19 protein-coding genes are annotated in these 24,894 nt (G+C 31.0%); 16 read left to right on the forward strand and 3 right to left on the reverse strand.

Translation table 11 applies throughout. From position 1 onward, the window contains the following. Nucleotides 1-5 precede the first annotated feature (5 nt). From AC1XJX_RS01870 to AC1XJX_RS01905, 8 genes are all read left to right on the forward strand, one after another. Nucleotides 6-1,817 carry an acyl-CoA dehydrogenase family protein gene (locus AC1XJX_RS01870; protein WP_482002267.1) on the forward strand — a complete coding sequence of 604 codons (1,812 nt, stop codon included), beginning with the start codon at nt 6-8 and terminating at the stop codon, nt 1,815-1,817. A gap of 103 nt (nt 1,818-1,920) precedes the next feature. Beyond that, entirely contained in the window at nt 1,921-2,385 is a 465-nt protein-coding gene (locus AC1XJX_RS01875; protein ID WP_482002268.1) for a DUF6265 family protein, read from the forward strand. 1 nt (nt 2,386) lies between these two features. Beyond that, the gene (locus tag AC1XJX_RS01880) at nt 2,387-3,718 is read left to right on the forward strand and encodes a M28 family peptidase (RefSeq protein ID WP_482002269.1); all 1,332 of its coding nucleotides are present in this window, start codon (nt 2,387-2,389) and stop codon (nt 3,716-3,718) included. 1 nt (nt 3,719) lies between these two features. Next, nucleotides 3,720-4,532: a M23 family metallopeptidase gene (locus AC1XJX_RS01885; RefSeq protein ID WP_482002270.1), complete on the forward strand. Its 813-nt coding sequence runs from the start codon at nt 3,720-3,722 to the stop codon at nt 4,530-4,532. A 25-nt stretch (nt 4,533-4,557) separates the two neighbouring features. Next, on the forward strand, nt 4,558-6,177 hold the full coding sequence (locus AC1XJX_RS01890; protein ID WP_482002427.1) for a M1 family metallopeptidase: 1,620 nt from the start codon (nt 4,558-4,560) through the stop codon (nt 6,175-6,177). A gap of 120 nt (nt 6,178-6,297) precedes the next feature. Then, nucleotides 6,298-6,735: a response regulator gene (locus AC1XJX_RS01895; protein ID WP_482002271.1), complete on the forward strand. Its 438-nt coding sequence runs from the start codon at nt 6,298-6,300 to the stop codon at nt 6,733-6,735. After that, entirely contained in the window at nt 6,732-7,271 is a 540-nt protein-coding gene (locus AC1XJX_RS01900) for a heme NO-binding domain-containing protein (protein WP_482002272.1), read from the forward strand. Before AC1XJX_RS01895 ends, AC1XJX_RS01900 begins: the two co-directional genes overlap by 4 nt. Nucleotides 7,272-7,361: 90 nt before the next feature. Further along, nucleotides 7,362-9,851, forward strand: a complete 2,490-nt coding sequence (locus AC1XJX_RS01905) for a PAS domain S-box protein (protein WP_482002273.1) — start codon at nt 7,362-7,364, stop codon at nt 9,849-9,851. An 85-nt stretch (nt 9,852-9,936) separates the two neighbouring features. Here the strand turns inward: AC1XJX_RS01905 and AC1XJX_RS01910 are convergent, their stop codons facing one another. Further along, the gene (locus AC1XJX_RS01910) at nt 9,937-11,403 is read right to left on the reverse strand and encodes a MoxR family ATPase (protein ID WP_482002274.1); all 1,467 of its coding nucleotides are present in this window, start codon (nt 11,401-11,403) and stop codon (nt 9,937-9,939) included. A 90-nt stretch (nt 11,404-11,493) separates the two neighbouring features. Beyond that, entirely contained in the window at nt 11,494-12,642 is a 1,149-nt protein-coding gene (locus tag AC1XJX_RS01915) for a vWA domain-containing protein (RefSeq protein WP_482002275.1), read from the reverse strand. Between the two features lie 89 nt (nt 12,643-12,731). Here AC1XJX_RS01915 and AC1XJX_RS01920 point away from each other — a divergent pair, with 89 nt between their 5' ends. Continuing rightward, complete coding sequence (locus AC1XJX_RS01920) at nt 12,732-15,938, forward strand: WD40/YVTN/BNR-like repeat-containing protein (protein ID WP_482002276.1); 3,207 nt, start codon at nt 12,732-12,734, stop codon at nt 15,936-15,938. A 49-nt stretch (nt 15,939-15,987) separates the two neighbouring features. On the opposite strand, the gene AC1XJX_RS01925 is transcribed toward AC1XJX_RS01920, so the two are convergent. Next, on the reverse strand, nt 15,988-16,665 hold the full coding sequence (locus AC1XJX_RS01925) for a Crp/Fnr family transcriptional regulator (protein ID WP_482002277.1): 678 nt from the start codon (nt 16,663-16,665) through the stop codon (nt 15,988-15,990). Nucleotides 16,666-16,771: 106 nt separating this feature from the next. Between AC1XJX_RS01925 and AC1XJX_RS01930 the strand changes: the two genes are divergently transcribed. The 7 genes from AC1XJX_RS01930 to AC1XJX_RS01960 all read left to right on the forward strand — a co-directional run bounded on the left by AC1XJX_RS01930 (nt 16,772) and on the right by AC1XJX_RS01960 (nt 24,892). Continuing rightward, a complete protein-coding gene (locus AC1XJX_RS01930) occupies nt 16,772-19,144 on the forward strand; it encodes a heavy metal translocating P-type ATPase (RefSeq protein ID WP_482002278.1) in 2,373 nt (790 codons plus the stop codon). A 192-nt stretch (nt 19,145-19,336) separates the two neighbouring features. Beyond that, nucleotides 19,337-19,528, forward strand: a complete 192-nt coding sequence (gene ccoS / locus AC1XJX_RS01935; protein WP_482002279.1) for a cbb3-type cytochrome oxidase assembly protein CcoS — start codon at nt 19,337-19,339, stop codon at nt 19,526-19,528. A gap of 4 nt (nt 19,529-19,532) precedes the next feature. Continuing rightward, entirely contained in the window at nt 19,533-21,707 is a 2,175-nt protein-coding gene (gene ccoN / locus AC1XJX_RS01940) for a cytochrome-c oxidase, cbb3-type subunit I (protein WP_482002280.1), read from the forward strand. Nucleotides 21,708-21,729: 22 nt separating this feature from the next. Beyond that, complete coding sequence (locus tag AC1XJX_RS01945) at nt 21,730-21,915, forward strand: CcoQ/FixQ family Cbb3-type cytochrome c oxidase assembly chaperone (protein WP_482002281.1); 186 nt, start codon at nt 21,730-21,732, stop codon at nt 21,913-21,915. Beyond that, nucleotides 21,912-22,841 (forward strand): cbb3-type cytochrome c oxidase N-terminal domain-containing protein, encoded by a 930-nt coding sequence (locus AC1XJX_RS01950; protein WP_482002282.1) that lies wholly within the window; start codon nt 21,912-21,914, stop codon nt 22,839-22,841. Before AC1XJX_RS01945 ends, AC1XJX_RS01950 begins: the two co-directional genes overlap by 4 nt. Before the next feature lie 57 nt (nt 22,842-22,898). Then, nucleotides 22,899-24,323 (forward strand): cytochrome c oxidase accessory protein CcoG, encoded by a 1,425-nt coding sequence (ccoG, locus tag AC1XJX_RS01955; RefSeq protein ID WP_482002283.1) that lies wholly within the window; start codon nt 22,899-22,901, stop codon nt 24,321-24,323. 122 nt (nt 24,324-24,445) lie between these two features. Next, nucleotides 24,446-24,892: a FixH family protein gene (locus AC1XJX_RS01960; protein WP_482002284.1), complete on the forward strand. Its 447-nt coding sequence runs from the start codon at nt 24,446-24,448 to the stop codon at nt 24,890-24,892. Nucleotides 24,893-24,894 lie beyond the last annotated feature (2 nt).

Below are 24,894 nucleotides of genomic sequence, written 5' to 3' on the forward strand. Positions count from 1 at the left end.
AAGTGATGGAAGCAACTGAAAAAGATATTTTACGTGGTGGTCAATTCCTTGTAAAAGAAACCAAATGTGAAGATATTTTCACTCCTGAAGACTTTAATGAAGAACAGCTTATGATGAAAGAAGCTGTTAAAGAATTTGTTGACAGAGAAATTTGGCCTAAAAAAGCCCAATTTGAAAAGAAAGATTACGCTTTAACGGAAGATGTGATGCGTAAAGCTGGAGAACTAGGTTTCTTAGGTATTTCTGTACCTGAAGCATATGGTGGCATGGGTATGGGATTTGTAGATACCATGTTAGTTTGCGACTATATATCTGGAGCTACCGGATCATTCAGTACTGCTTTTGGAGCTCATACAGGTATTGGAACCATGCCAATAACCCTATATGGAACTGAAGAACAAAAACTAAAATATGTGCCAAAATTAGCTTCAGGCGAATGGTTTGGTTCGTATTGTTTAACTGAACCTAGTGCTGGTAGTGATGCCAATTCTGGTAAAACTAAAGCAGTTTTATCTGAAGATGGTAAGTCATATAAAATTACGGGGCAAAAAATGTGGATTTCCAATGCAGGATTCTGTAGTTTGATGATTGTTTTTGCACGCATTGAAGATGATAAAAATATCACTGGATTTATTGTAGAATACAACCCTGCTAATCCTAACGGTATTACTATGGGAGAAGAAGAACACAAATTGGGAATTCGTGCCTCTTCTACTCGTCAGGTATTTTTTAACGATACGGTTGTACCAATTGAAAACATGTTATCCACTAGAGGAAACGGTTTTAAAATTGCTATGAACGCTTTAAATGTTGGTAGAATAAAATTAGCTGCAGCTTGTTTAGATGCACAACGTAGGGTTATTACAGAATCTGTAAAATATGCTAATGAGCGTATTCAATTTAACACACCTATATCTAGTTTTGGTGCTATACGCCAAAAAATAGCTGAAATGGCTACCAACTGTTGGGTTGGCGAATCTGCGAGTTACAGAGCTGCAAAAAACATTGAAGATCGAATTATACTTCGTCAAAATAATGGTAAAGATACGCACCAAGAAGCTGAATTAAAAGGTGTTGAAGAATATGCTATTGAATGCTCTATTTTAAAAGTAGCGGTATCTGAACATACTCAAAATTGTACTGATGAAGGTATTCAAATTTTTGGTGGCATGGGATTCTCAGAAGAAACTCCTATAGAATCTGCTTGGAGAGATGCCCGTATAGCCAGAATATATGAAGGTACAAATGAAATAAACCGTATGTTAAGTATTGGCATGCTTATTAAAAAAGCCATGAAAGGTCATGTCGATTTATTAGGTCCTGCAACAGCAGTTGCTAACGAATTAACTGGCATTCCTTCATTTGAAACGCCAGATTATTCTGAATTATTTTCGGAAGAAAAAAGTATCATTATTAACCTTAAAAAATTATTCTTAATGGTTTCTGGAGCTGCTTTACAAAAATATGGTGAGCAAATAGAAAAACATCAACAACTTATGTTGGCTGCTTCCGATATTCTAATTCAAATATATTTAGCAGAGTCTGCAATTTTACGTGCAGAAAAAATGGTTAAAAAAGATGGGGAAGAAAAGGTTAAAGAACAAATAGCTATGGCAAAATTAAATTTATTTCATGCTATTGATGTGATAGAAACTGCTGGAAAACATTCTATCATATCTTTTTCAACAGGCGATGAACAACGTATGATGCTCATGGGATTAAAACGTTATATTAAATACGTGAACATGCCTAATATCATAGAGTTAAGAAATATTATTGCTGAAAAAGTAATTAAAGAAAATAAGTACTGCTTTTAGTTTTAAGCAGTATTTTTTAATGTGACTAACTCAATTTTTAAAAACGCTTCGAATTTATTTCGGAGCGTTTTTTATTTTCAGTATTTTTAGATAAAATTTAACTATGAAAAAGCTAATTGTCTTTTTATTCTTTATATCAACTTTTTGTTTTTCACAAGATCAAGAACTTGAAGCTAAACTATCTAATATAAGTTGGATTGCTGGAAATTGGAAAGGTGAAGCATTTGGAGGAATCACTGAAGAAATTTGGAGTGAACCTTCAGGAGGTTCCATGATGGCTTCTTTTAAATTGATTGATAAAGGTAATGTAGTTTTTTATGAAATAGAAATAATCCGCGAAGTTGAAAACACTCTTATTCTTCAATTAAAACATTTTGGTTCAGATTTAAAAGGTTGGGAAACGAAAGATGAAACTGTAGATTTCCCATTAATAAAAATAACACTAACAAAAGCTATTTTCGAAGGTATGACTTTCGAAAAAATAAGTAGTAATGAAATGAATGTTTATGTAGACATTCGTCAAGAAAATGGATCAATTGAAACAGTTAAATTTAATTACACAAAATAATATGAAAAACATATTCATAGCACTTACTCTCATATTTACTACAATCATTTTTGCACAAACAAATCAAAAAATATATGATATTATTGATGAGGTTTCAGCTGAAAGAATTGAAAAAGATATTATTACTTTAGTAAACTTTGGCACTAGAAACACCTTTAGCGACACCTTATCAAATACCAGAGGTATTGGTGCAGCTAGACGTTGGATAAAATCTGAATTTGAAACCATTTCTAAAGGTTGTAATAATTGCTTAAATGTGTTTTATCAAAAAGATTTTGTAACAAAAGAAGGTAATGGAAGAGTCCCTCATGATGCATGGGTAGTTAACGTAGTTGCAGTACAAAAAGGTACCAAATACCCAAACCGATACATTATTATGAGTGGTGATATCGATTCACGTGCAAGTGATACCATGGATTTTACAACAGATGCCCCAGGCGCCAATGATAATGCTTCTGGAATGGCTGGAACTATTGAGGCTGCTAGAGTATTATCTAAATACCAATTTGAAAATAGTATCATCTATGTTGGTTTATCTGGTGAAGAACAAGGTTTGTTTGGTGGTGCTGGATTAGCTAAATATGCGAAAGAAAATAACTGGGAAGTAATTGGAGTACTTAATAATGATATGATTGGAAATATTAACGGTGTAGATGGTGTGATTGACAATCGAACTTTTAGAATTTTTTCTGAGCCCGTTCCTGCAAATGAAACTGATCGTGAGAGAAATTCTAGACGTTTTTATGGTGGTGAAGTAGATGGTATTTCGCGTCAATTAGCTCGTTATGTTCATAAAACTGTAAAAACATATATGCCAGAAATGAACCCGATGATGATTTACAGATTAGATAGATTTGGTCGTGGTGGCCATCATCGTCCATTTAACGATTTAGGTTTTGCAGGCATAAGAATTATGGAAGCCCATGAAAACTATACCCAACAACATCAAGATATCCGTGAGGAAAACGGTATTAAATATGGCGATGTTTTAGAACATGTTAATTTTGATTATGCAAAAAAACTAACCGCTGTAAATGCTATAAATTTGGCTAGTTTAGCTTGGGCACCACCATTGCCTAAAAATATTGCTATTGGTGGTATTGTTGAAGCAGATGCAAAATTGAAATGGGATAAGGTAGAAGGTACTAAAGGTTATAAAATATATTGGCGAGATACCACCTCACCCACTTGGGATCATAGTAGATATGTAGGGGATGTAACCGATTTTACACTAAAAGGCATCGTTATTGATAATTCCTTTTTTGGAGTAGCTACAGTTGGAGAAAATGGTTTTGAAAGTACTGTAGTATTTCCAAATAAAATTATGAGATAAAGTGATTAGAGTCTATAACGTATGGTATTTGTTTTTGTTTTTTATACTAACTAGTTGTGCTGGAAAATCACAAAACTCAGTAAGCGTTTCGTTTGAATATTCAAAAGATTCATTATTGGTTATTTACAAAAACACACTTTATTGCCCAGTTTTTTCTAAAATTGAAAATCTAGAAAATAATACCGTCCGTTACATTCAATCTGAAGCTAGAGAAACTAGTCGGTTACTAAAATTTGGAAAAATAGATGAAGATTCAATTTCTATATTAAAAAAATATCAATTCGAACATTATTATGGTTATCATGACGAAAAAAAACAATCTTATGATACTACCTATAATTATGGTTTACCCTATTTAAAAGGAAAGCAATATAAAGTAATACAGGGTTACAATGGAAGTTTTACTCATAATAATGAAGTTTCTAGACATACTATAGATTTTAAAATGAATATTGGTGATACAGTTGTTGCTACTCGTGATGGTGTTGTTATAAAAGTAGTAAGTCATCATAATAAACAAGGAACCACAAAAAAATTCAGACCCTTTGCTAATTACATAGTAATTTACCATTCAGATAATACAATAGCTCAGTATGTCCATTTAAAACAGCATTCTAATTTAATAAAAGTTGGAGATTCTGTTACAATTAATCAACCTATTGGACTTTCTGGATTTACGGGTTGGACCACCACACCACATCTCCATTTTGGCATATTTAAACCCACAAAAAAAGGGTTAAACTCAATCCCCATTTACTTAAATTCTTTGGAAGGGAAAACTTATAAAAAAAATAAAATATTTAAAAATGATTAATAGATTTAAACTGGTTATTAATTTTATGATTGTTTTGATGTCATTACAATCATTTTCACAAGCACTTTTAAAAGAAAAATCAAATTTTACTAAACAAGACACTTTGCGAGGTAGCATCACACCAGAACGCGCTTGGTGGGATTTAACATATTATTATTTAGACATCAAAGTAAATCCAGAAGAAAAATTCATTTCAGGGAAAAACACCATTCAATACAAAGTTTTGGAACCAAACTCTGTAATGCAAATAGACTTACAAACACCCTTAAAAATTACTAAAGTAATTCAAAATGGAAAAGAATTAGAAGTTATTAATGATGGGTTTGCGCATTTTATAAAACTTAAAGATTCTCAAAATAGTAATGATGTAAATAGTTTAGATGTTTATTATGAAGGAAATCCAAAAGAAGCTGTAAGAGCCCCATGGGATGGAGGCATTTCATGGAAAAAAGATACTAATGGTAATCATTTCATAGCATCATCTTGCCAAGGTTTGGGAGCTAGTGTTTGGTGGCCTAATAAAGACCACATGTATGATGAAGTTGATAGTATGCAAATTAGTGTTAATGTGCCATCAAAACTTATGAATGTATCTAATGGAAGACTCAGGAAAATAGAACAAATTGGAGATACTAAAACTTATACTTGGTTTGTAAACAACCCTATAAACAACTATGGCGTAAATATTAATATTGGAGATTACGCTCACTTTTCAGAGGTATATGATGGACAAGGAGGTAATTTAGATATGGATTATTATGTTTTAAAATATAATCTAGTAAAAGCAAAAGAACATTTTAAAGATGCTCCTAAAATGATGAAAGCTTTCGAGCATTGGTTTGGGCAATACCCCTTTTATAAAGATGGCTTCAAACTTGTGGAAGTTCCATATTTAGGTATGGAACATCAAAGTTCTGTAACTTACGGGAATCAATACAAAATGGGTTACTTAGGTAATGATTTATCTGGCACTGGTTGGGGTTTAAAATTTGATTTCATAATTATTCATGAATCTGGACACGAGTGGTTTGCAAATAATATTACTAATAAGGATATCGCAGACATGTGGATTCATGAGAGTTTTACGGCTTACTCAGAAAATCTATTTTTAGATTTTTACTACGGAAAGGAAGCATCTGCTGAATATGTTATAGGCACAAGAAAAAACATACAAAACGACAAACCTATAATTGGAAACTATAATGTGAACAATGAAGGTTCTAGTGATATGTATTATAAAGGTGCTAATATGTTACATACGCTGCGTAAACTTATAAAAGATGATGAAAAGTGGCGACAAACTTTACGTAAAATGAACGTTACGTTTTATCATCAAACCGTTACCACAAAACAAATTGAAGATTTTTTAAGTACTGAAACTGGTATTGATTTAACTGAGTTTTTTAATCAATATTTAAGAGATACACGTATACCTACTCTAGAATATAAAATTGAAAATAAAGAACTTAAATATAGATGGATTAACATAGTTGATAATTTTGATATGCCCGTTCAAGTAACTATTAATGAAAAAGAACAATGGTTATTCCCAAAAGTTGAATGGCAAACATTAAACTTGGAAAACAAAAATTCTACTTTAAGAGTTGATAAGAATTTTTATGTTATTGCAAAAACGCTTGAATAAATACAATTTATAAATTACATTATAATATATTTATTTATATTTGTAAAGGTTATATCAGTAATCTGCTCTCGTTTTATAATACTCTCACCATTATAGATTAATTCAATTAATTGAAAATAAATGAAAGTATTAATAGCAGAAGATAATAAAATAGTTATTCTAGGGTTAAAAAAAATCTTTTCCGAATATCCAGAAATAGAATTAGATATAGCTGAAAATGGACTAACAGCTTTAAATTTTTTATTAAAACATAAAAGCAACTTACCAGATTTTATTTTACTAGATTTAAATATGCCCATTATGGATGGTATAGAGTTCTTATCTACCATCAAAAAAAATGATGATTTAAAATCAATTCCAGTCATAATTCATTCAACCTCAAATAACATTTCTGATATTGAAAAATGCCAATTATTAGGTTGTGCGGGATATTTTGTAAAAGTAGTCGATTTTACAAAATACAAATCTAATATTAAACTAATAATAGAGTATTGGAAACAATCAAAAGGACATAAAGTTTTAAAAAATTTAGATAACAAATTCAAAAAAACTTCATGAAAGGATTCATTTTTACCAATTTTATAGAATTTATTGAATCAAACCTAGGATTACAGGTGGTTGATGAAATGATTACGAATTCGAATTTGCAATCTGAAGGTATTTATAGCTCATATAACAACTATGATTTTGATGAGCTAGTTACACTTTTAACCTTTGTATCTAAAAAAACAAATACACACACAGATATTTTACTAGAGAAATTTGGGATTTTTGTTTTTCCATATCTCGTAGGCAAGCATTCATATATTACAGAACACTATAGTAATCCATTAGATTTAATAGCTGGTATTGAAAATCATATACATATTGAAGTAAAAAAACTATACAATGATGCCGATCTTCCAACTTTTAGAATTGTTGAAAAAACGGATTGTAAATTAACTATAATTTATAATTCTGGGAAAGGTTTAACTTACTTTGCTATTGGTTTAATAAAAGAAACACTTAATCATTTCAAAGTAAATGGAACTGTTAAAATTGATACGTCTTTTGATCATAATAAAGGAGTGAAATTTGATATTGAACTAGATTAGATTATTGAGATGGAATTCACTAAAACTGTAACTAATCTTACAAATTAAATAATTTTTTAAATTCAATTTTAACTTAAAAACCTATTTATTTTGATTACAGACGAAATATTAATTTTAAAAAGAGCCCTAGAAAGGGAGCGTAAATCTAGAGAACTTGCTGAAAGTTTTGTAGAAAATCGCTTAAGAGAGCTTTATGAAAATAATATACAACTTTCAAATAAAGTATTAACCCAAGAAGAATTTCAAACCGATCTATTAGATAATCTTGTTGATGCATTATTTGTAGTAGATTTTAAAGGTAACATTTTAAAAATCAATAAAGAAGCCTCTAAACTTATTGGTCTTGAAAAAGATTTTAAACTAAGTAATATCTCTCAATTTTCTACTAAGAATAAAAATAAAATCTACGAACTATTTAAAAAAGATAATTTTAAATGTAAAAACACAACTTTTCATTATGAATTTTTAAATAGAAATAAAGAAAAAAAATACGTTGATATTAAAGCAAAAATTTTAATTGATTCTGATAAAAAACCATATGCATATCAAGCAATAGTAAGAGATGTAACCGAACAGTATTTAATTGATTTGCAAATACAAAAACTAGAGAAGTTTGAAAATTTTGAAAGTCAAATTTTGAAAGATTTATTAAAATCAAATGATATTTTTAGTAATGCGTATAGTTTGGTTAATTATGTTTCAAAATTTTTAAATACTAATGATTGTGTGTTTTATGGTATAGTTAATAACGAGTTAGTCCAATTAGCTAGAACTGATAAAAAATTAAATTCTAATAATTTATCAAAAAATAAAGTATCAATACCACTAAATAAAGGTGTAGTTGGAAGAGTCACAAGAAATAAAAAAGGTGAAATAATCAATGATACATCTAAAGATTTAGATTACGTTGTTGATGATGCAACTAGATTGTCCGAAATTACTATTCCAATTTTATTGGATGATAAAGTAATTGGTATTATTGACTCTGAACATCCTGAAAAAAATCATTTCACTAAAGATCAATTAACTAGTTTATCTAAAATTTCAGTTTTAATTGCTCTACATTTAAAAAACTGTGCTACAGAATTAGAAAAATCACTGAAACAAAAGGAACTTGAATTAACAAAAAATAGATTAGAAATTATTTTTGAAAGTTATTCTGATGCTAAGATTATTGAATCTAAAGACAGATATATAGAATTTGTTAGTCATGCTTTTTTAAATTTATTTAATATTCCAATTGAGTACCAACATCAATTAATAGGACTATCATGTGAAATTGCAAGAGAAAATTCTAAAGGCAATTTTGTAAATGAAGATGAATTTTTAAGAAGAGTTGAAGAAATCATTGAAAATGAAGAAGTAGTAACTAATGAAATACTAGAATTAAAAGATGGTAGATTTGTATCTAGAGATTACACCCCAATATACCATAACGAAAATTTAGATGGCCATATGTGGACATATAGAGATGTTACACTTCAAATTAATTATGATAAAAGTATAGAATATCAAAATAAAAAATACGAAAATATTATAGACAATATTAATCTGGGATTAATGGAAGTTGATAATAATGATACTATCTTAACTGTAAACAATGCCTTTTGCAATATGAGTGGTTATAATTCCAGTGAACTTATTGGAAAAAAAGCAAAAGAGGTTTTATTAAAAAAACAGGAGGTAGAAATCATGAATCAAAAAAATAAAATTCGTGAAAAAGGCATTGATGATATCTATGAAATTGAAATTAATACTAAAAATGGAGATACCAAGTACTGGCTCATTAGTGGCGCACCTAATTACAATATTAAAGGTGATGTAATTGGTTCAGTAGGGATTCATTTAGATATTACACAATTAAAAAAATTAAATATTGAAAATGAAAAGTTAATTACAGATTTAACTGAGAGTAATAAAGAACTTTATAATTATGCCCATGTAGTATCACATGATCTAAAAACACCATTAAGAACTATATCGTCTTGTATTAACTGGTTAAAAGAAGATAATGCTGGTAAATTAAATGAAGAAAGTTTAGAATATATTTCTATTATTTTAGAGTCTGTTAATGATATGGATAAGTTAATTTCTAATACCCTACAATTTTCTGAACTTAGAGCATCTTCATCAATTACTGGTAATAAATCTGAATTACAACCAATAGTTAGCTCTATTATAACTAATTTAAATAGAGATAGTATGGGAACTTTAGAAATAAATATAGTAAAAACACTACCTGAAGTTAAATTAAATGAAACAAAAGCTAAACAAATATTTCAAAATATACTTGATAATGCTTACAAATATAAAGATTCAACAAAAGATAGTTTTGTAAATATTAATTGGGAAAATCAAGCTGAATTTATTAAATTTTCTATCGAAGATAATGGTATTGGAATAGATAAAGAACATTTTTATCTTGTTTTTGAAATATTTAAAAAACTTAATAATAGAACAGACTCAAGTGGTATTGGTTTGTCAATTGTAAAAAAAATAGTAGAATCTCATGGAGGTGAAATTTGGTTTGATTCAAAATTACATGTTGGGACTACTTTTTATTTTACATTACCCAAATAATAGACTTAAAAATCAGCCTATTAATTTTTAATTGCAAAATAATAGACTGATTTAAAAAATTATTATTGAGTTTTATATAAAAATTTTAAATTCCACTTATGTAACTTCCATACGGATCTTTAAACTGTATACCTTCTGAAAATCGTAATTTACTCAACAACTTAAATTCTGACAAAGCCCACAATACAAACTCTTTTACAAAATAGCTATCTTGTTTTGATAAATTAGGTTGATATTTACCAAGTAAATCATCAAGTGGAGAAATCGCATTTAAAATATTTTTATATTCTTTGTCCTTCAAATCGTCTAATAATTCAAACCCTTCTTTTTCATTGAAAAACCAAGAAACAATATCATCATATGGTGATTCTTCATCTTGTTTTTGAAGCTTTTCTATTTTTGGAAAAAACTCAACAAATAAACTTTTAACAGCCTCCCCAATTAAATTATAAGCAACAACGGCAGCCCCTTCCTGTTCTCCTTCATATACCAACTCTACTTTACCAGTTATAGCCGGAATAATTCCAATAAAATCTGATAGCCTTAAAATAGTTTGACCATCACCAGCTATTAAAGCTCGTCTTTCCGCTGTACTTAGTAAGTTCTCTAAAGCAGTAATACTTAAACGCGCACTAACCCCACTTTTGGCATCAATAAATTCACTTTCGCGAGCTTCAAAAACAATTTGTTCTAATAAATCTCTGGCTAAGTCTGGAACTATTACTGAAGTTTTTTGTGCTTCAACAACTCTTGCCTCCTGCTCTGTTATTTTTCTAGCAGTTTCTATATCAGCTGGATAATGGGTTAAAATTTGAGACCCTATTCGGTCTTTTAAAGGTGTAACAATACTACCCCTATTGGTATAATCTTCAGGGTTTGCAGTAAATAAAAATTGAATATCTAAAGGTAACCTCAATTTAAAACCTCTAATTTGAATATCTCCTTCCTGTAAAATATTAAATAAAGCCACTTGAATTCTTGCTTGTAAATCTGGCAACTCGTTAATTACAAAAATGCATCGGTTTGCACGTGGAATCATACCGTAATGAATCACTCTGTCATCAGCATAACTTAATTTTAAATTAGCAGCTTTAATTGGATCTACATCTCCAATAATATCTGCTACGGTAACATCTGGAGTTGCTAATTTTTCAGCAAAACGCTCACTCCTATGCAACCAGTAAATTGGCGTATCATCTCCCTTATCCTTAATCAATTCTGTAGCGAATCTTGAAATTGGTTTTAAAGGATCATCATTAATTTCAGAACCTTCAATAACAGGAATATATTCATCTAACAAATTCAACATTAAACGTGCTAAACGTGTTTTGGCTTGTCCTCTCAACCCTAAAAGATTGATATTATGTCTTGACAAAATAGCTCGTTCTAATTCAGGAATTACGGTATTTTCATAACCATGAACCCCTTCAAAAGTAGTCTCTTTGTTTTTTATTTTTTGAATTAGGTTATCTCTAAGTTCGTCTTTTATCGATTTACTTTTGTAACCTACTTGTTTTAATGCTCCTAATGTTTTTATGTTTTCTGTTTTCATATTTTACTTTTTAGAATAAAGCTTATGGAAAAAAGATTTTTAATAATTATAAATAATTCTCTTTTCTAACCGCTTTATTCTTCATTTTATTTATCCTCTTATTCTTTTTTTTCTGTTTGTTTCGTAATCTTCAAAAATCATTTCTCCCAAGCCTTTTAGCCCAGTATAAAATGCTTTTCCTTGGTTAGCATAGGTAAACTCTCTTACAAATTGCATTAGGTAGCTATCTTTAGCTATCATAAACGTTGTGATAGGAATGTGTAAACGGCGAGCTTGTTGCGCCATCATATAACATTTATTAATGATGTGTTTATCTAAACCATTACTATTTTTATAATACTGACCATCTGGCAATCTCAAGCAACTAGGTTTACCATCCGTTATCATGAAAATTTGTTTATTGGTATTTCGTTTTCTTCGTAGCAAATCCATGGCCAATTCTAAACCTGCAACTGTATTTGTGTGATAGGGCCCAACTTTTAAATATGGTAAATCTTTAATTTCAATTTGCCAAGCATCATTACCAAAAACCAAAATATCAAGAGTGTCTTTTGGGTATCTCGTTGTAATCAATTCGGCTAATGCCATCGCCACTTTTTTAGCAGGTGTAATTCTATCTTCACCATATAAAATCATACTATGGCTTATATCTATCATTAAAACCGTACTCATTTGAGATTTATGAAGTGTTTCTTCTACAACCAAATCATCTTCAGACAATGTGAAATCTGAGATGCCATGGTTTATTTGAGCATTTTTCAAACTTTCAGTCATTGAGACTTTATCTAAAGCATCACCAAATTGATAATTTCTAAAATCACCTGTATGCTCATCGCCGATTCCTTGACTTTTACTTTTATGATTCCCTTGACCACTGCGTTTAATTTTTCCAAAAATCTGATCTAAAGCTTGCTGCCTGATAGCACGTTCCGTTTTTGCAGTGATAGTCATTCCTCCTTGACCGTCATCATCAATTTCTTCTCTGATGTATCCTTTGTTTTTTAAATCTTCAATAAAATCCTCCAAAGAATATTCAGGAGTAGTTAAGTTATACTCTTTATCAAGTTCTTTTAACCAATCAATGGCCTCATCAAAATCACCAGATGTGTGGGTTATTAATTCTTTAAAAACTTCAAAAAGCGTATCAAAAGGAGTCTTGTAAGGCGCTTCATATTTTTTAAATACAAAACCTTTTCTATTATTATTGGTTTCTCTCATAGCACAATAAAAATAATACATTTTAAGATTTAAATTATGAGCATTAACATATATTTTAAGAATCTAATTATAAGTTTTAATTATCTTTAGGCAACTTATAAAAATATAAAATGAAAAAACCTTTATTTCTGCTATTTTTAATAGCATCTTGCCTGCTTACAGCACAAGATTTCTCATTGGATTTAATAAAAAATATGAAACCTCGAAACATTGGTCCTGGCGGAATGTCTGGCCGTGTTACTGCAATCGATGTGGTTCATAGCAATCCTGATATTATGTATGTTGGAACCGCATCTGGTGGTTTATGGAAATCTACTTCAGGCGGTATTAAATGGGATCCTATTTTTGATAACGAAGTAACTGGCTCTATAGGTTCAGTAGCTATTCAACAATCAAATCCAAGTATTATTTGGGTTGGTACTGGAGAAGGAAACCCAAGAAACAGTTTAAATGGGGGTTACGGAATTTACAAATCTTTGGATGGTGGGAAAAATTGGCAGTTGATGGGTTTAGAACAAACACGCCATATACATCGAGTGATTATAGACCCAACAAATCCAAATATTGTTTATGCCGCAGCCATCGGTTCACCTTGGGGTGAGCATCCTGAACGTGGTGTTTTTAAAACAACTGATGGTGGAAAAACGTGGCAAAAAATATTATTTGCAAATAATAAAACAGGTGCTGCTGATTTAATTATGGATCCAAAAAACCCAAACAAATTAATGGCTGCCATGTGGGAACATAAACGCGACCCATGGTTTTTTAATTCTGGAGGAGAAGGATCTGGATTGCACATTACTTATGATGGTGGTTTAAATTGGAAAAAAGTAAGTTCTGAAGATGGTTTTCCTGAGGGCAATCTGGGTAGAATTGGGATAGCTATTGCTGCAAACAAACCAAATATTGTTTATGCCTTAGTTGAAGCTAAAAAAAATGCCCTATACAAAAGTGAAGATGGTGGTTTTAAATGGAAGAAAATTAATGATAAAGAAGATATAGGAAACAGACCATTTTATTATTCTGAAATTTATGTTGATCCTCAAAATGAAAATAGAGTATATTCTGTTTTTACTTATGTAAATGTTAGTGAAGATGGTGGCAAGAATTTTAGTGAATTAATGCCTGCTTATGGTGCATATAATGGCGTTCATCCAGATCACCATGCCTGGTGGATGCATCCTAATGATGGGAGTTTTATGATTGATGGCAACGATGGCGGTATGAATATTACGCATGATAGTGGAAAAACTTGGCGTTTTATAGGCAATTTACCTGTAGCACAGTTTTATCATATAAATGTGGATCATGAATTCCCTTATAATGTATATGGTGGCCTACAAGACAACGGTTCTTGGCGCGGACCTGCTTATGTTTGGCGTGCTCAAGGCATTAGAAATTCATATTGGCAAGAAATTAGTTTTGGTGATGGTTTTGATGTCGTTCCAGATAAAGATGATTCGAGATATGGTTGGACTATGAGTCAACAAGGTAGTGTGTCTAGATATGATTGGATAACTGGAAATAATTATGGTGTACAACCAACAGCTCCCGATCCTAAAACAAACCTTCGTTTCAACTGGAATGCTGCTATTAATATTGATCCTTTTGATAACAATACGGTTTATTTTGGAAGTCAGTTTGTACATAAATCAACTGACAAAGGTGAAACTTGGTCAATTATTTCTAATGATTTAACAACCAATGATCCAGAAAAATTAAAGCAATCTGAAAGTGGTGGATTAACAATAGATGCTACAGGCGCAGAAAATCATTGTACTATTTTAGTGATTGAGCCTTCTCCTTTAGAAAAAGGTAATATTTGGATTGGAACCGATGATGGTCGTGTACACGTAACACAGAATGGTGGTACAAGTTGGACAGATATTTCTAAAAACATCAAAGGATTACCTTCTGGAAGTTGGATTCCACAAATAAAAGCAAGTAATAAAAACAAAGGTGAAGCGCTTCTCATTGCTAATGATTACAGACGTTTTAACTATACACCCTATGCTTACAGAACTAAAGATTATGGTAAAACTTGGACTAGAATAGTTGATGAAAATGATGTTAAAAGCTACACATTATCAATAGTTGAAGATATAGAAGAACCAAATCTTATGTTTTTAGGAACTGATGACGGTTTATACTTATCTCTTGATGCTGGAAACAAATGGACAAAATGGAAAGAAGGTTTCCCTACTGTTTCAGTAAAAGATTTAGTTATCCATCCAAGAGAACATGATTTGATAATTGGCACCTTTGGTCGTGCTGCTTGGGTATTGGATGATATCAGACCATTAAGAGCTATGGCGAAAGATCAATCAATAGTGAACTCAAAATTAAAATTATTTGAACCACCAGTAGCTTATCAAGCGGCTTATCAACAACCAACTGGAACCAGATTTGGAGCTGATGCTTTATTCCAGGGTGAAAACAGAGGTTCTGGTGCTACTCTATCATACTTTATTGAAGTTGATAAAAATAAAAAAGAAAAAGATGAAGTTGATGATGATAAAGACTCTGAAGATTCAACTACAAAAGATTTACAGTCTGTTAAATTGGATTCTATAACGATGCAATTTTTTGATGGAGATCGTTTAATTAGAACTTTAAAGCAAAAAACACCAAAAGAATCTGGAATTCATAAATGGACTTGGTATATGGATGAAGCAGGAGTATCAAGGCCTTCGCGAAGCACAAGAGAGCAAACTCGCGAACCTGGTGGCGTTAATGTAAAACCAGGAAATTATAAAGTAGTTATGAGTTTTGGAGATCAAAAATCTGAACAAATAATCACAGTTAAATCAGATCCTAGATTAGATGTTTCTTTAAAAAATATTGATGAAATATATAACGCTGGCAAACAACTTGAAAGTATGCAACAAAGCGTATCTGATGCTGTAAAACAAATAGTTGAGAGTAAAACTATTGCCGAAAAATTTCAATCTGATTTAAAGAAAGCAGATAAAGAATTGTACAAAGATCAAATCAAAGATTCTAAAGATATTATTAAAAAAATAGATGATTTAATAGCTATTTACCTTGGCAAAGAGGATAAGAGACAAGGTTTAACTCGTAACTCTGATATGACTGTTAGCCGACGTTTAAGTTTGGCTAGTAATTATATAGAATCTAGTCAGAATGGATTGACGGCTACTGAAACGCAACTTATCGAGTTTGCGAAAAATGCTATTTTGGATGCTTTTAACAAAACTAATATGTTTTTTAATGAAGATTGGTCAACTTATCAATCTAAAATGGATGCATTAAAAGTTAATCCTTTCAAACAAATTAACTCTTTCAAAATAGAATAAATAATTTTATTGCTTAAGTAAAAATGCTCTCGAATTTGAGAGCATTTTTTTATTCAACTCTATTTAGACCAGAGATATTTTCAATTTTAATAAATTTCCCAATGGTGGAAATAAGACCTTCTTTTTTAAATTGAGATAGTACACGAATTGCTGATTCTGTTGCTGTTCCAACTATATTTGCATAATCTTCACGAGATAATAAAACACTTAAAGTGCCATCTGGATTCACTCCAAAACTATCATTAATATAAATTAGCGTTTCGGCTAAACGTTGACGAACCGATTTTTGAGCCATATTAACAATAACTTCATCAGCTTCTTTTAAATCATTAGCCATGCTTTTTAAAACATCAAATGAGAATTTTGAATTTTTTTGTAAATCATCAATAATTTCACTTTTAGGTATAAAACAAACTTCCATATCATTAAGAGCCGTTGCCTGAAGGTTAGAACTCTCATCTGTTACTAATGATCGTTGGCCTAATAAATCGCCTTTTACAACTATCTTAACTATTTGGTCTTTACCATTTTTACTCAATTTAGAGAGTTTACAAACACCATCTTTTATACAATAAACACCATTAATTGATTCACCTTCATCAAAAATTACCTCACCTTTCTTGATAGTTCTTGTAGTTTTACAACCTGAAATACGCACTAATTCATCTCTGGTCAATGACTTTAAAGAGTTAAACTGTTTAATGATACATTGTTCACAATTTCCCATATAAAAAATTTTCAAGTTTAGTAAAATTAAACAAAACATGACAAATATCATATTTTAAAGCCATGAGTTTTGAGAATTTTGTTCAAGGTATATATGAGCAAATAATATGAACACTAAAACGTGTTTCCATTGTGGTTTAGATGCAAACCAATTTGTAATTATTTTTGATGAGAAATCATTTTGTTGTAATGGTTGTAAAACTGTTTACGAAATATTTAGCGTAAACAATTTAACCTGCTATTATGATTTACAAAATACACCAGGAACCACTCCTAAAGACATAGAAGGCAAATACAATTTTTTAGAAAATATTAAAATTGTTGACCAATTGCTTGAATTTAATGATGGGGATACACAAATAATAACACTTTATATTCCTCATATTCATTGTAGTTCTTGCATATGGATTTTAGAGAATTTAAATAAACTAAATCCAGCAATTAGTTCTTCAACAGTCAATTTTGGGAAAAAGAATGTGAGAGTTTCTTATAATTCTCTTACACTTTCATTAAAAAACCTAGTTGCACTTTTAAGCAGTATAGGTTACGAACCATTTATTAGTTTAGATGATTACAGTGTTGGTAAAAAAAACATAGACAGATCATTAATCTATAAATTAGGAGTTGCTGGTTTCGCTTTTGGAAATGTGATGTTTTTATCGTTTCCTGAATATTTTGAAGTGGGAGAATTTTGGTTGGAACAATTTAAACCCCTGTTTAGATGGCTCATGTTTATCTTCTCATTGCCTGTTGTTTTTTATTCAGCACAAGATTATTTTATTTCAGCGTATAAAGGACTTCGGTCTAAAATTTTAAATATTGATGTACCTATAGCTTTAGGAACTTCTGTATTATTTGTTAGGAGTACAACAGAAATTATTTTTGATATCGGTTCTGGTTTCTTTGATAGTTTAACCGGACTTATTTTCTTCCTTTTACTAGGTAAATTCTTTCAGCAAAAAACATACTCTTTTTTATCTTTTGAGCGTGATTATAAATCGTACTTCCCTATTGGAATTACAAAAATTAATGAAGGCAAAGAAACTTCTATACAAGTTTATGATATTGCTAAAGGCGATCGATTACTTATTAGAAATGAAGAATTAATTCCTGTTGATTGTATTTTAATAAATGGAAAAGCAAGAATAGATTACAGTTTTGTAACAGGCGAATCTAAAACAGTTTCTAAACAATCGGGAGATAAGCTTTTTGCTGGCGGCAAACAACTGGAAGGCAGCATTGAGGTAGATGTTTTAAAAACCGTTGAACAAAGTTATTTAACTCAACTTTGGAGTAACGATGTATTTAAAAAAGATAAAGAATTAGCTTTTACCAATATTACCAATAGGGTTAGTAAACGTTTCACTCTAGCTATCTTATTAATTGCTTTTGTAGCAACTACGTTTTGGTTAATAACAGACTCTAGTAAAGCACTAAATGTTTTTACATCAGTCTTGATTATCGCTTGCCCATGTGCCATTGCGCTCTCTGCACCTTTTACATTTGGAAATATTATAAGAATTTTGGGTAAGAAAAAATTATACTTAAAAAACGCCTCAGTTATTGAAAAACTTGCAAAAATAAATACGATTATATTTGATAAAACAGGCACAATTACTGCCAATAAAAAAACTACAATAAACTACGAAGGCTCAAAACTTTCATTAAATGAGGAATCATTATTAAAAAGTACATTACGTGGTTCTAACCATCCATTAAGTAGATCATTATATAACTTATTGGATGAGCACAATATTGTTTGTTTAGATTATTTTGTAGAACATTTGGGTCAAGGTATTGAGGCCAATTACCAAAACCAATCTCTTAAAATTGGTTCTGCTACTTTTGTTGGTTACGCCACCGATACAGCCACTTTAAACACATCCGTGCATGTGAGCACAAACAACCAATACAAAGGGAAGTTTACTTTTTACAACAAATACAGAAAAGGTTTATCTAAACTATTTAACAGATTAAAAAGAGATTATGATTTGGTGATTTTATCTGGTGATAATGCTGGCGAGGAAGCTAACTTAAAAAGAATATTACCTACTAAAACCAAGTTATTATTTAATCAAAAACCGGAGGATAAATTAGAATATATAAAGTTTCATCAAAGTGAAGGTGCCCATGTTTTAATGATTGGTGATGGCTTAAATGATGCTGGTGCTTTGGCGCAAAGCAATGTGGGTATTGCTATTTCAGAAAACGTAAATGTGTTTTCTCCTGCTTGTGATGCGATACTTGATGCTTCAAAATTTAATCAGTTGTATGATTATATAAAGATTTCAAAAAATGCCATTAAGATTATTAAATGGAGTTTTTTGTTGTCGTTTATATACAACATCATCGGGCTTTATTTTGCAGTTACAGGACAATTAGAGCCTGTGGTTGCTGCTATTTTAATGCCATTGAGCTCTATAAGCATTGTAGCTTTCACAACCATAACCACTAATTTATTAGGCAGAAAACTGGGATAGTATATTGGTTTTAACAATTAGGTGCGTTAGGGATTGTAGTGGAAATCCTTTTGCTTTTTTGCGAAAGATTGCAATGAAAAGCCCGACCCGATTGGGTAACGCAAAAAAAAGAAGATTAAAAATGAAACATGACAAAAGTCATTTTTTTAAAATAAGTATGAGGGTATTTTTGAACCATAACTTCAAATAGGTATGAGTGTTATATATATTTTATTGGCTATAAGTATTGTGGTTGCTGTTGGTTTTTTTATTGCTTTTATAATGGCTGTAAAAAACGGACAGTATGATGATAGTTATACCCCATCGGTAAGAATGCTTTTTGAAGATGAACTGGTAAAAGACAAAACAGATAAAACGATACAAACCAAAAAGAATAAAAATTAATACTATGGAAATTCAACAATTTCATTACGATAATAAAATCGTTAAAAACTTTCTTTACGCCACCATGCTTTGGGGCGTTGTTGGCATGTTGGTAGGTTTACTACTTGCATTTATGTTTTTATTCCCAAATTTAACAGATGGCATTTCGTGGCTAAGTTTTGGAAGGCTGAGACCTTTACATACAAATGCGGTAATATTCGCCTTTGTTGGTAATGCTATATTTGCCGGAATCTATTATTCTACGCAACGTTTATTAAAAGCTAGAATGTTTAATGATACTTTAAGCAAAATAAACTTTTGGGGTTGGCAACTTATTATTGTTGGTGCTGCCATTACTTTACCTTTAGGTTACACAACATCAAAAGAATATGCAGAATTAGAATGGCCTTTTGATATTGCTATTGCTTTAGTTTGGGTAGTTTTTGGCTGGAATTTAATTGGTACTATTTTAAAAAGAAGACAACGCCATTTATATGTAGCGATTTGGTTTTACATTGCAACATTTGTTACGGTAGCTGTATTACATATATTTAATAGTTTAGAGCTTCCTATAAGTGCTTTAAAAAGTTACTCGGTTTACGCAGGTGTTCAAGATGCTTTAGTGCAATGGTGGTATGGGCATAATGCAGTAGCTTTCTTTTTAACCACACCGTTTTTAGGGTTGATGTACTACTTTGTACCTAAAGCTGCTAATAGACCTGTTTACTCCTACCGACTTTCTATTGTTCACTTTTGGTCGTTAATTTTTATATATATCTGGGCAGGACCTCATCATTTATTATATACTGCACTTCCAGAATGGGCTCAAAATTTAGGTGTTGCATTTTCTGTAATGTTATTAATGCCATCTTGGGGAGGAATGATAAACGGTCTTTTAACTTTGCGTGGTGCTTGGGATAAAGTAAGAGTTGATCCTGTTTTAAAATTTATGGTTGTAGCCATTACTGGTTATGGTATGGCAACTTTTGAAGGACCAACCTTATCATTAAAAAACGTAAATGCGATTGCACACTTTACAGATTGGATTATTGCCCATGTACACGTAGGTGCTTTAGCTTGGAATGGCTTTTTAACCTTTGGGATGATTTATTTCTTAATACCAAGGCTATTTAAAACTAAACTATACTCATTAGGATTAGCAAATCTTCATTTCTGGATTGGCACATTAGGTATAATTATGTACGCCCTACCTATGTATGTAGCTGGTTTTACACAGGCTAGTATGTGGAAACAATTTAATCCTGATGGCACTTTAACTTATGGTAACTTTTTAGAAACCGTTACAGAAATAATCCCAATGTATTGGATGCGTGCTATTGGTGGTACTTTATTCCTAACTGGTATGTTAATTATGGTTTATAATATCATTGTAACCATAAAACAAGGTAGCAAAGTTGAAGATGAGTTAGCTGAAGCTTCCGCTTTAGAGCGCGTTACTAAAAAACGTACTTCAAGCGAGGGATGGCACACTTGGCTAGAAAGACGACCAGTTCAATTAACTTTATTAGCAACAGTAGCTATTTTAATTGGAGGCGTTGTACAAATTATACCAACTATTTTGGTAAAATCTAACATACCAACTATAGCGAGTGTAAAACCATATTCGCCTTTAGAATTAGAAGGAAGAGATATTTACATCCGTGAGGGTTGTGTGGGTTGCCACTCCCAAATGATTCGTCCTTTTAGAAGTGAGGTTGAACGTTACGGTGAGTATTCTAAAGCTGGAGAATATGTCTATGATCATCCTTTCCTTTGGGGAAGTAAACGTACTGGGCCTGATTTACATAGAATTGGTGGTAAATATTCTGACAATTGGCACTTTAACCATATGTACGATCCGCAAAGTACCTCGTCTGGTTCTATCATGCCACGTTACCCTTGGTTGATTAAAAATGAGTTAGATAAATCTCAAATAGAAGATAAGATGCAAGCCATGGTAACTTTAGGCGTGCCATATACGGAAGCAGATATTGTAAATGCAAGAGCCAATATGCTTTTACAGGGTGAACAGATTGAAAATAACCTATACAGCGATCCCGATTTTGTAATTACCTATGAAGCAGATAAAAAATATGCTAAAGAAAACGGCGAACCTTTTATTGATATGAAAAACAGAGAAATTGTAGCAATTATAGCTTATTTACAAAGACTCGGTACTGATATTAAAGTAGAAGAATAAAAAAACCAATAAAAATAAAATCATGTTAAAATTTGTAAAAAATCATATGGAGAGCATTACGGGAATAGAGATATACCCGATAATTTCTTTGCTCATCTTTTTCATCTTTTTTGTTGTGCTATTTTGGTGGGTTTTTACTGGTAAAAAAGAGTACATCAAAAACGTTAGCAACATTCCTTTAGATAACCATAACATCGATATATTATGAGAAATATAATTCCATCCTGGATACGAGTTATTGTTGCATTCTTTATCCTTTTCGGATTTACAGAATTCATTATAAACTCAGGCGAAAAACCAGCATTTATAGAATATCCTATAGTGTCGCTATTCCTTCTTTTAGTACTTCTAATTCTAATTGCTATAGAGGCTATCATTGCAGCACTAGAAAATGTGATGCTTTTAAAATTAGATGAAGAAGCAAGAGCACGCTTTCTAGAAGAAAAACAAAAATCTATAAAACTTGATTGGTTAAAAAATGTTTATAAGAAACTTTTAGGCAGTAAACCCCTTGAAGAAAAAGGTGAAATTATATTAGACCACAATTACGACGGTATTAAAGAATTAGATAATAATTTACCCCCTTGGTGGCTATATGGTTTTTATATCTCGATAATATTTGCAGCCGTATACCTTTTAAGATATCATGTTTTTAATGGTGAAAACCAGTTTGATGAATTAGAAACTGAGTTAGCAGATGCCAGAATTGCAATTGACACTTATAAGAAAACTGCAAAAAATCTTGTTGATATTAATACGGTTTCCCAACTAACTGAAGCTGCTGATTTAGCGTCTGGTAAAACCATTTTTGAAACTAACTGCGTAGCATGTCATATGGCAGATGGTGGGGGTGGTATAGGACCTAACTTAACAGATAACCACTGGATATTAGGTGGTGATATTAAAAGTATTTTTAAAACTGTTAGCGAAGGAGGTCGATCTGGAAAAGGAATGATTGCTTGGAAACAACAATTAAAACCCATTGAAATGGCTCAGGTAGCTAGTTATGTGTTAAATTTTCAAGGCACAACACCAGCTAATCCTAAAGCGCCAGAAGGTGATATTGTTTTAAATAGTAATGAAGAATCACCTATTGAAACAGTAATAGACTCGTTAGAAAATAGTTCAAATTAAACTAAATCCCCAAAACTGTTGAGGTAAAACAATCTAGCAGGTTTAAAATTAAATACTTTGGAAACCCAAGATAACGAAACATTTAGAGACTCCATGAGTACGATTACTGAAGAAGGTAAACGTGCTTGGATATTTCCTAAAAAACCTAGTGGTAAATTCTATAAATATAGAACTTGGGTTAGCTACGCGTTATTAGCATTTTTATTAGTATCGCCTTTTATAAAAATAAATGGAAATCAATTTTTAATGTTTAATATTCTAGAGCGACGCTTTAATATATTCAGTTTTCCTTTTTGGCCTCAAGACTTTCATTTATTTGTTATATCCATGATTATTGGAGTTGTTTTTATAACGCTTTTTACAGTAGCTTTTGGACGTATTTTTTGTGGATGGATTTGCCCTCAAACCATTTTTATGGAAATGGTTTTTAGACGTATAGAATATTGGATTGAAGGTGATAGAGGTAAACAAATACGTTTATCTAAACAACCTTGGAATGCCGAAAAAATAAGAAAAAAAGGGTTAAAATTAATTGTCTTTTTAATTATTTCGTTTTTGATTGCTAATGTATTTCTAGCTTATTTAATAAGTAGTGATAGACTTATACAATACATTACAGATGGTCCTTTAAACCATGTTAGCACTTTAATTCCATTAGCTATTTTTACGGCTGTTTTTTATTTTGTTTTTGCGTGGTTTAGAGAACAAGTATGTATTATTGCGTGTCCGTATGGCAGACTTCAAGGTGTTTTACTAGACACCAAATCTATTGTGGTAGCCTATGATCATAAAAGAGGTGAAGCTGAAAATGGACGAAAAAAATTTAGAAAAAATGAAGACAGAGAGGCATTAGGACATGGCGATTGTATTGATTGTTTTCAGTGCGTGCATGTTTGCCCAACTGGAATTGATATAAGAAATGGCACGCAATTAGAATGTGTTAACTGTACTGCTTGTATTGACGAATGTGACTATATTATGGAAAGCATAAACCTTCCTAAAGGTTTAATACGCTATGCTAGTGAGGAAAATATTGAAAACAAAACACCTTTCAAATTAACAAATAGAATAAAAGGTTATCTAGCAGTTTTAGTAATATTAATTGGATTATTAACAGGCATGCTATTCTTGAGAAATGATATAGAAGCTACTATTTTAAGATTACCTGGACAATTATACGAACACAAAGATAATAACATAATAAGTAATGTTTTTACTTATAAATTATTGAATAAAACCACCAATGATATTAAAAATGTACGTTTTAAATTAATGTCTCATAAAGGTGAGTTAAAACTGGTAGCAACTAGTGATAATTTTATAGTACCAAGTGAGGGTCTTTCTAAAGGGACTTTATTTATTGAAATTAATAATTCTACTTTAACAGGAGATAGAAATAAAATTAAAATTGGGGTTTATCAGGGTGATAAACTTATTGAAACTACTACGGCAAATTTTTTAGGACCGAGGAGTTTTAAGTAACAAAAAAATTGATTTGAAAAACTAGTGCATTAGGGATTGAGGCATTGTTAGAGCTACTTGAAAAGAGCGACTGCCGAAAGCCCGACCTGAGGAACGAGGGGAATGCCATAAAAATAAAGATTATGAAAATAAATTGGGGTACTGGAATTGTATTAGCATTTATAGGCTTTATTAGCTTTATAATGTACTTTATAATTAGCATGAATATTAATGATAAGTATGATTATGATTTAGTATCGGAGGATTATTATGCCGATGAGTTAGCATATCAAGATGATATAAATAAACTTGAGAACTCTAAAACTTTAGTGAAAAACATTGATTATAAAAAATCTGAAGAAGGACTTATAATAAATTTTCCAACCGATTTTGATTTTAAAAAAGTTACTGGACATGTGTTCCTATACAGACCATCTAACAAACAGTTAGACTTTGAAACTAAAATTTCTTTGTCTGAATCTTATTTGCTCATACCTGACAATCGTTTGGTAGATGGTCGTTGGAACATTAAAATAGATTGGAAATATAATGGGAAATCTTATTTATTTAAAAAATCGATAAATTATTAAAT

This window comes from Flaviramulus sp. (assembly GCF_982512915.1).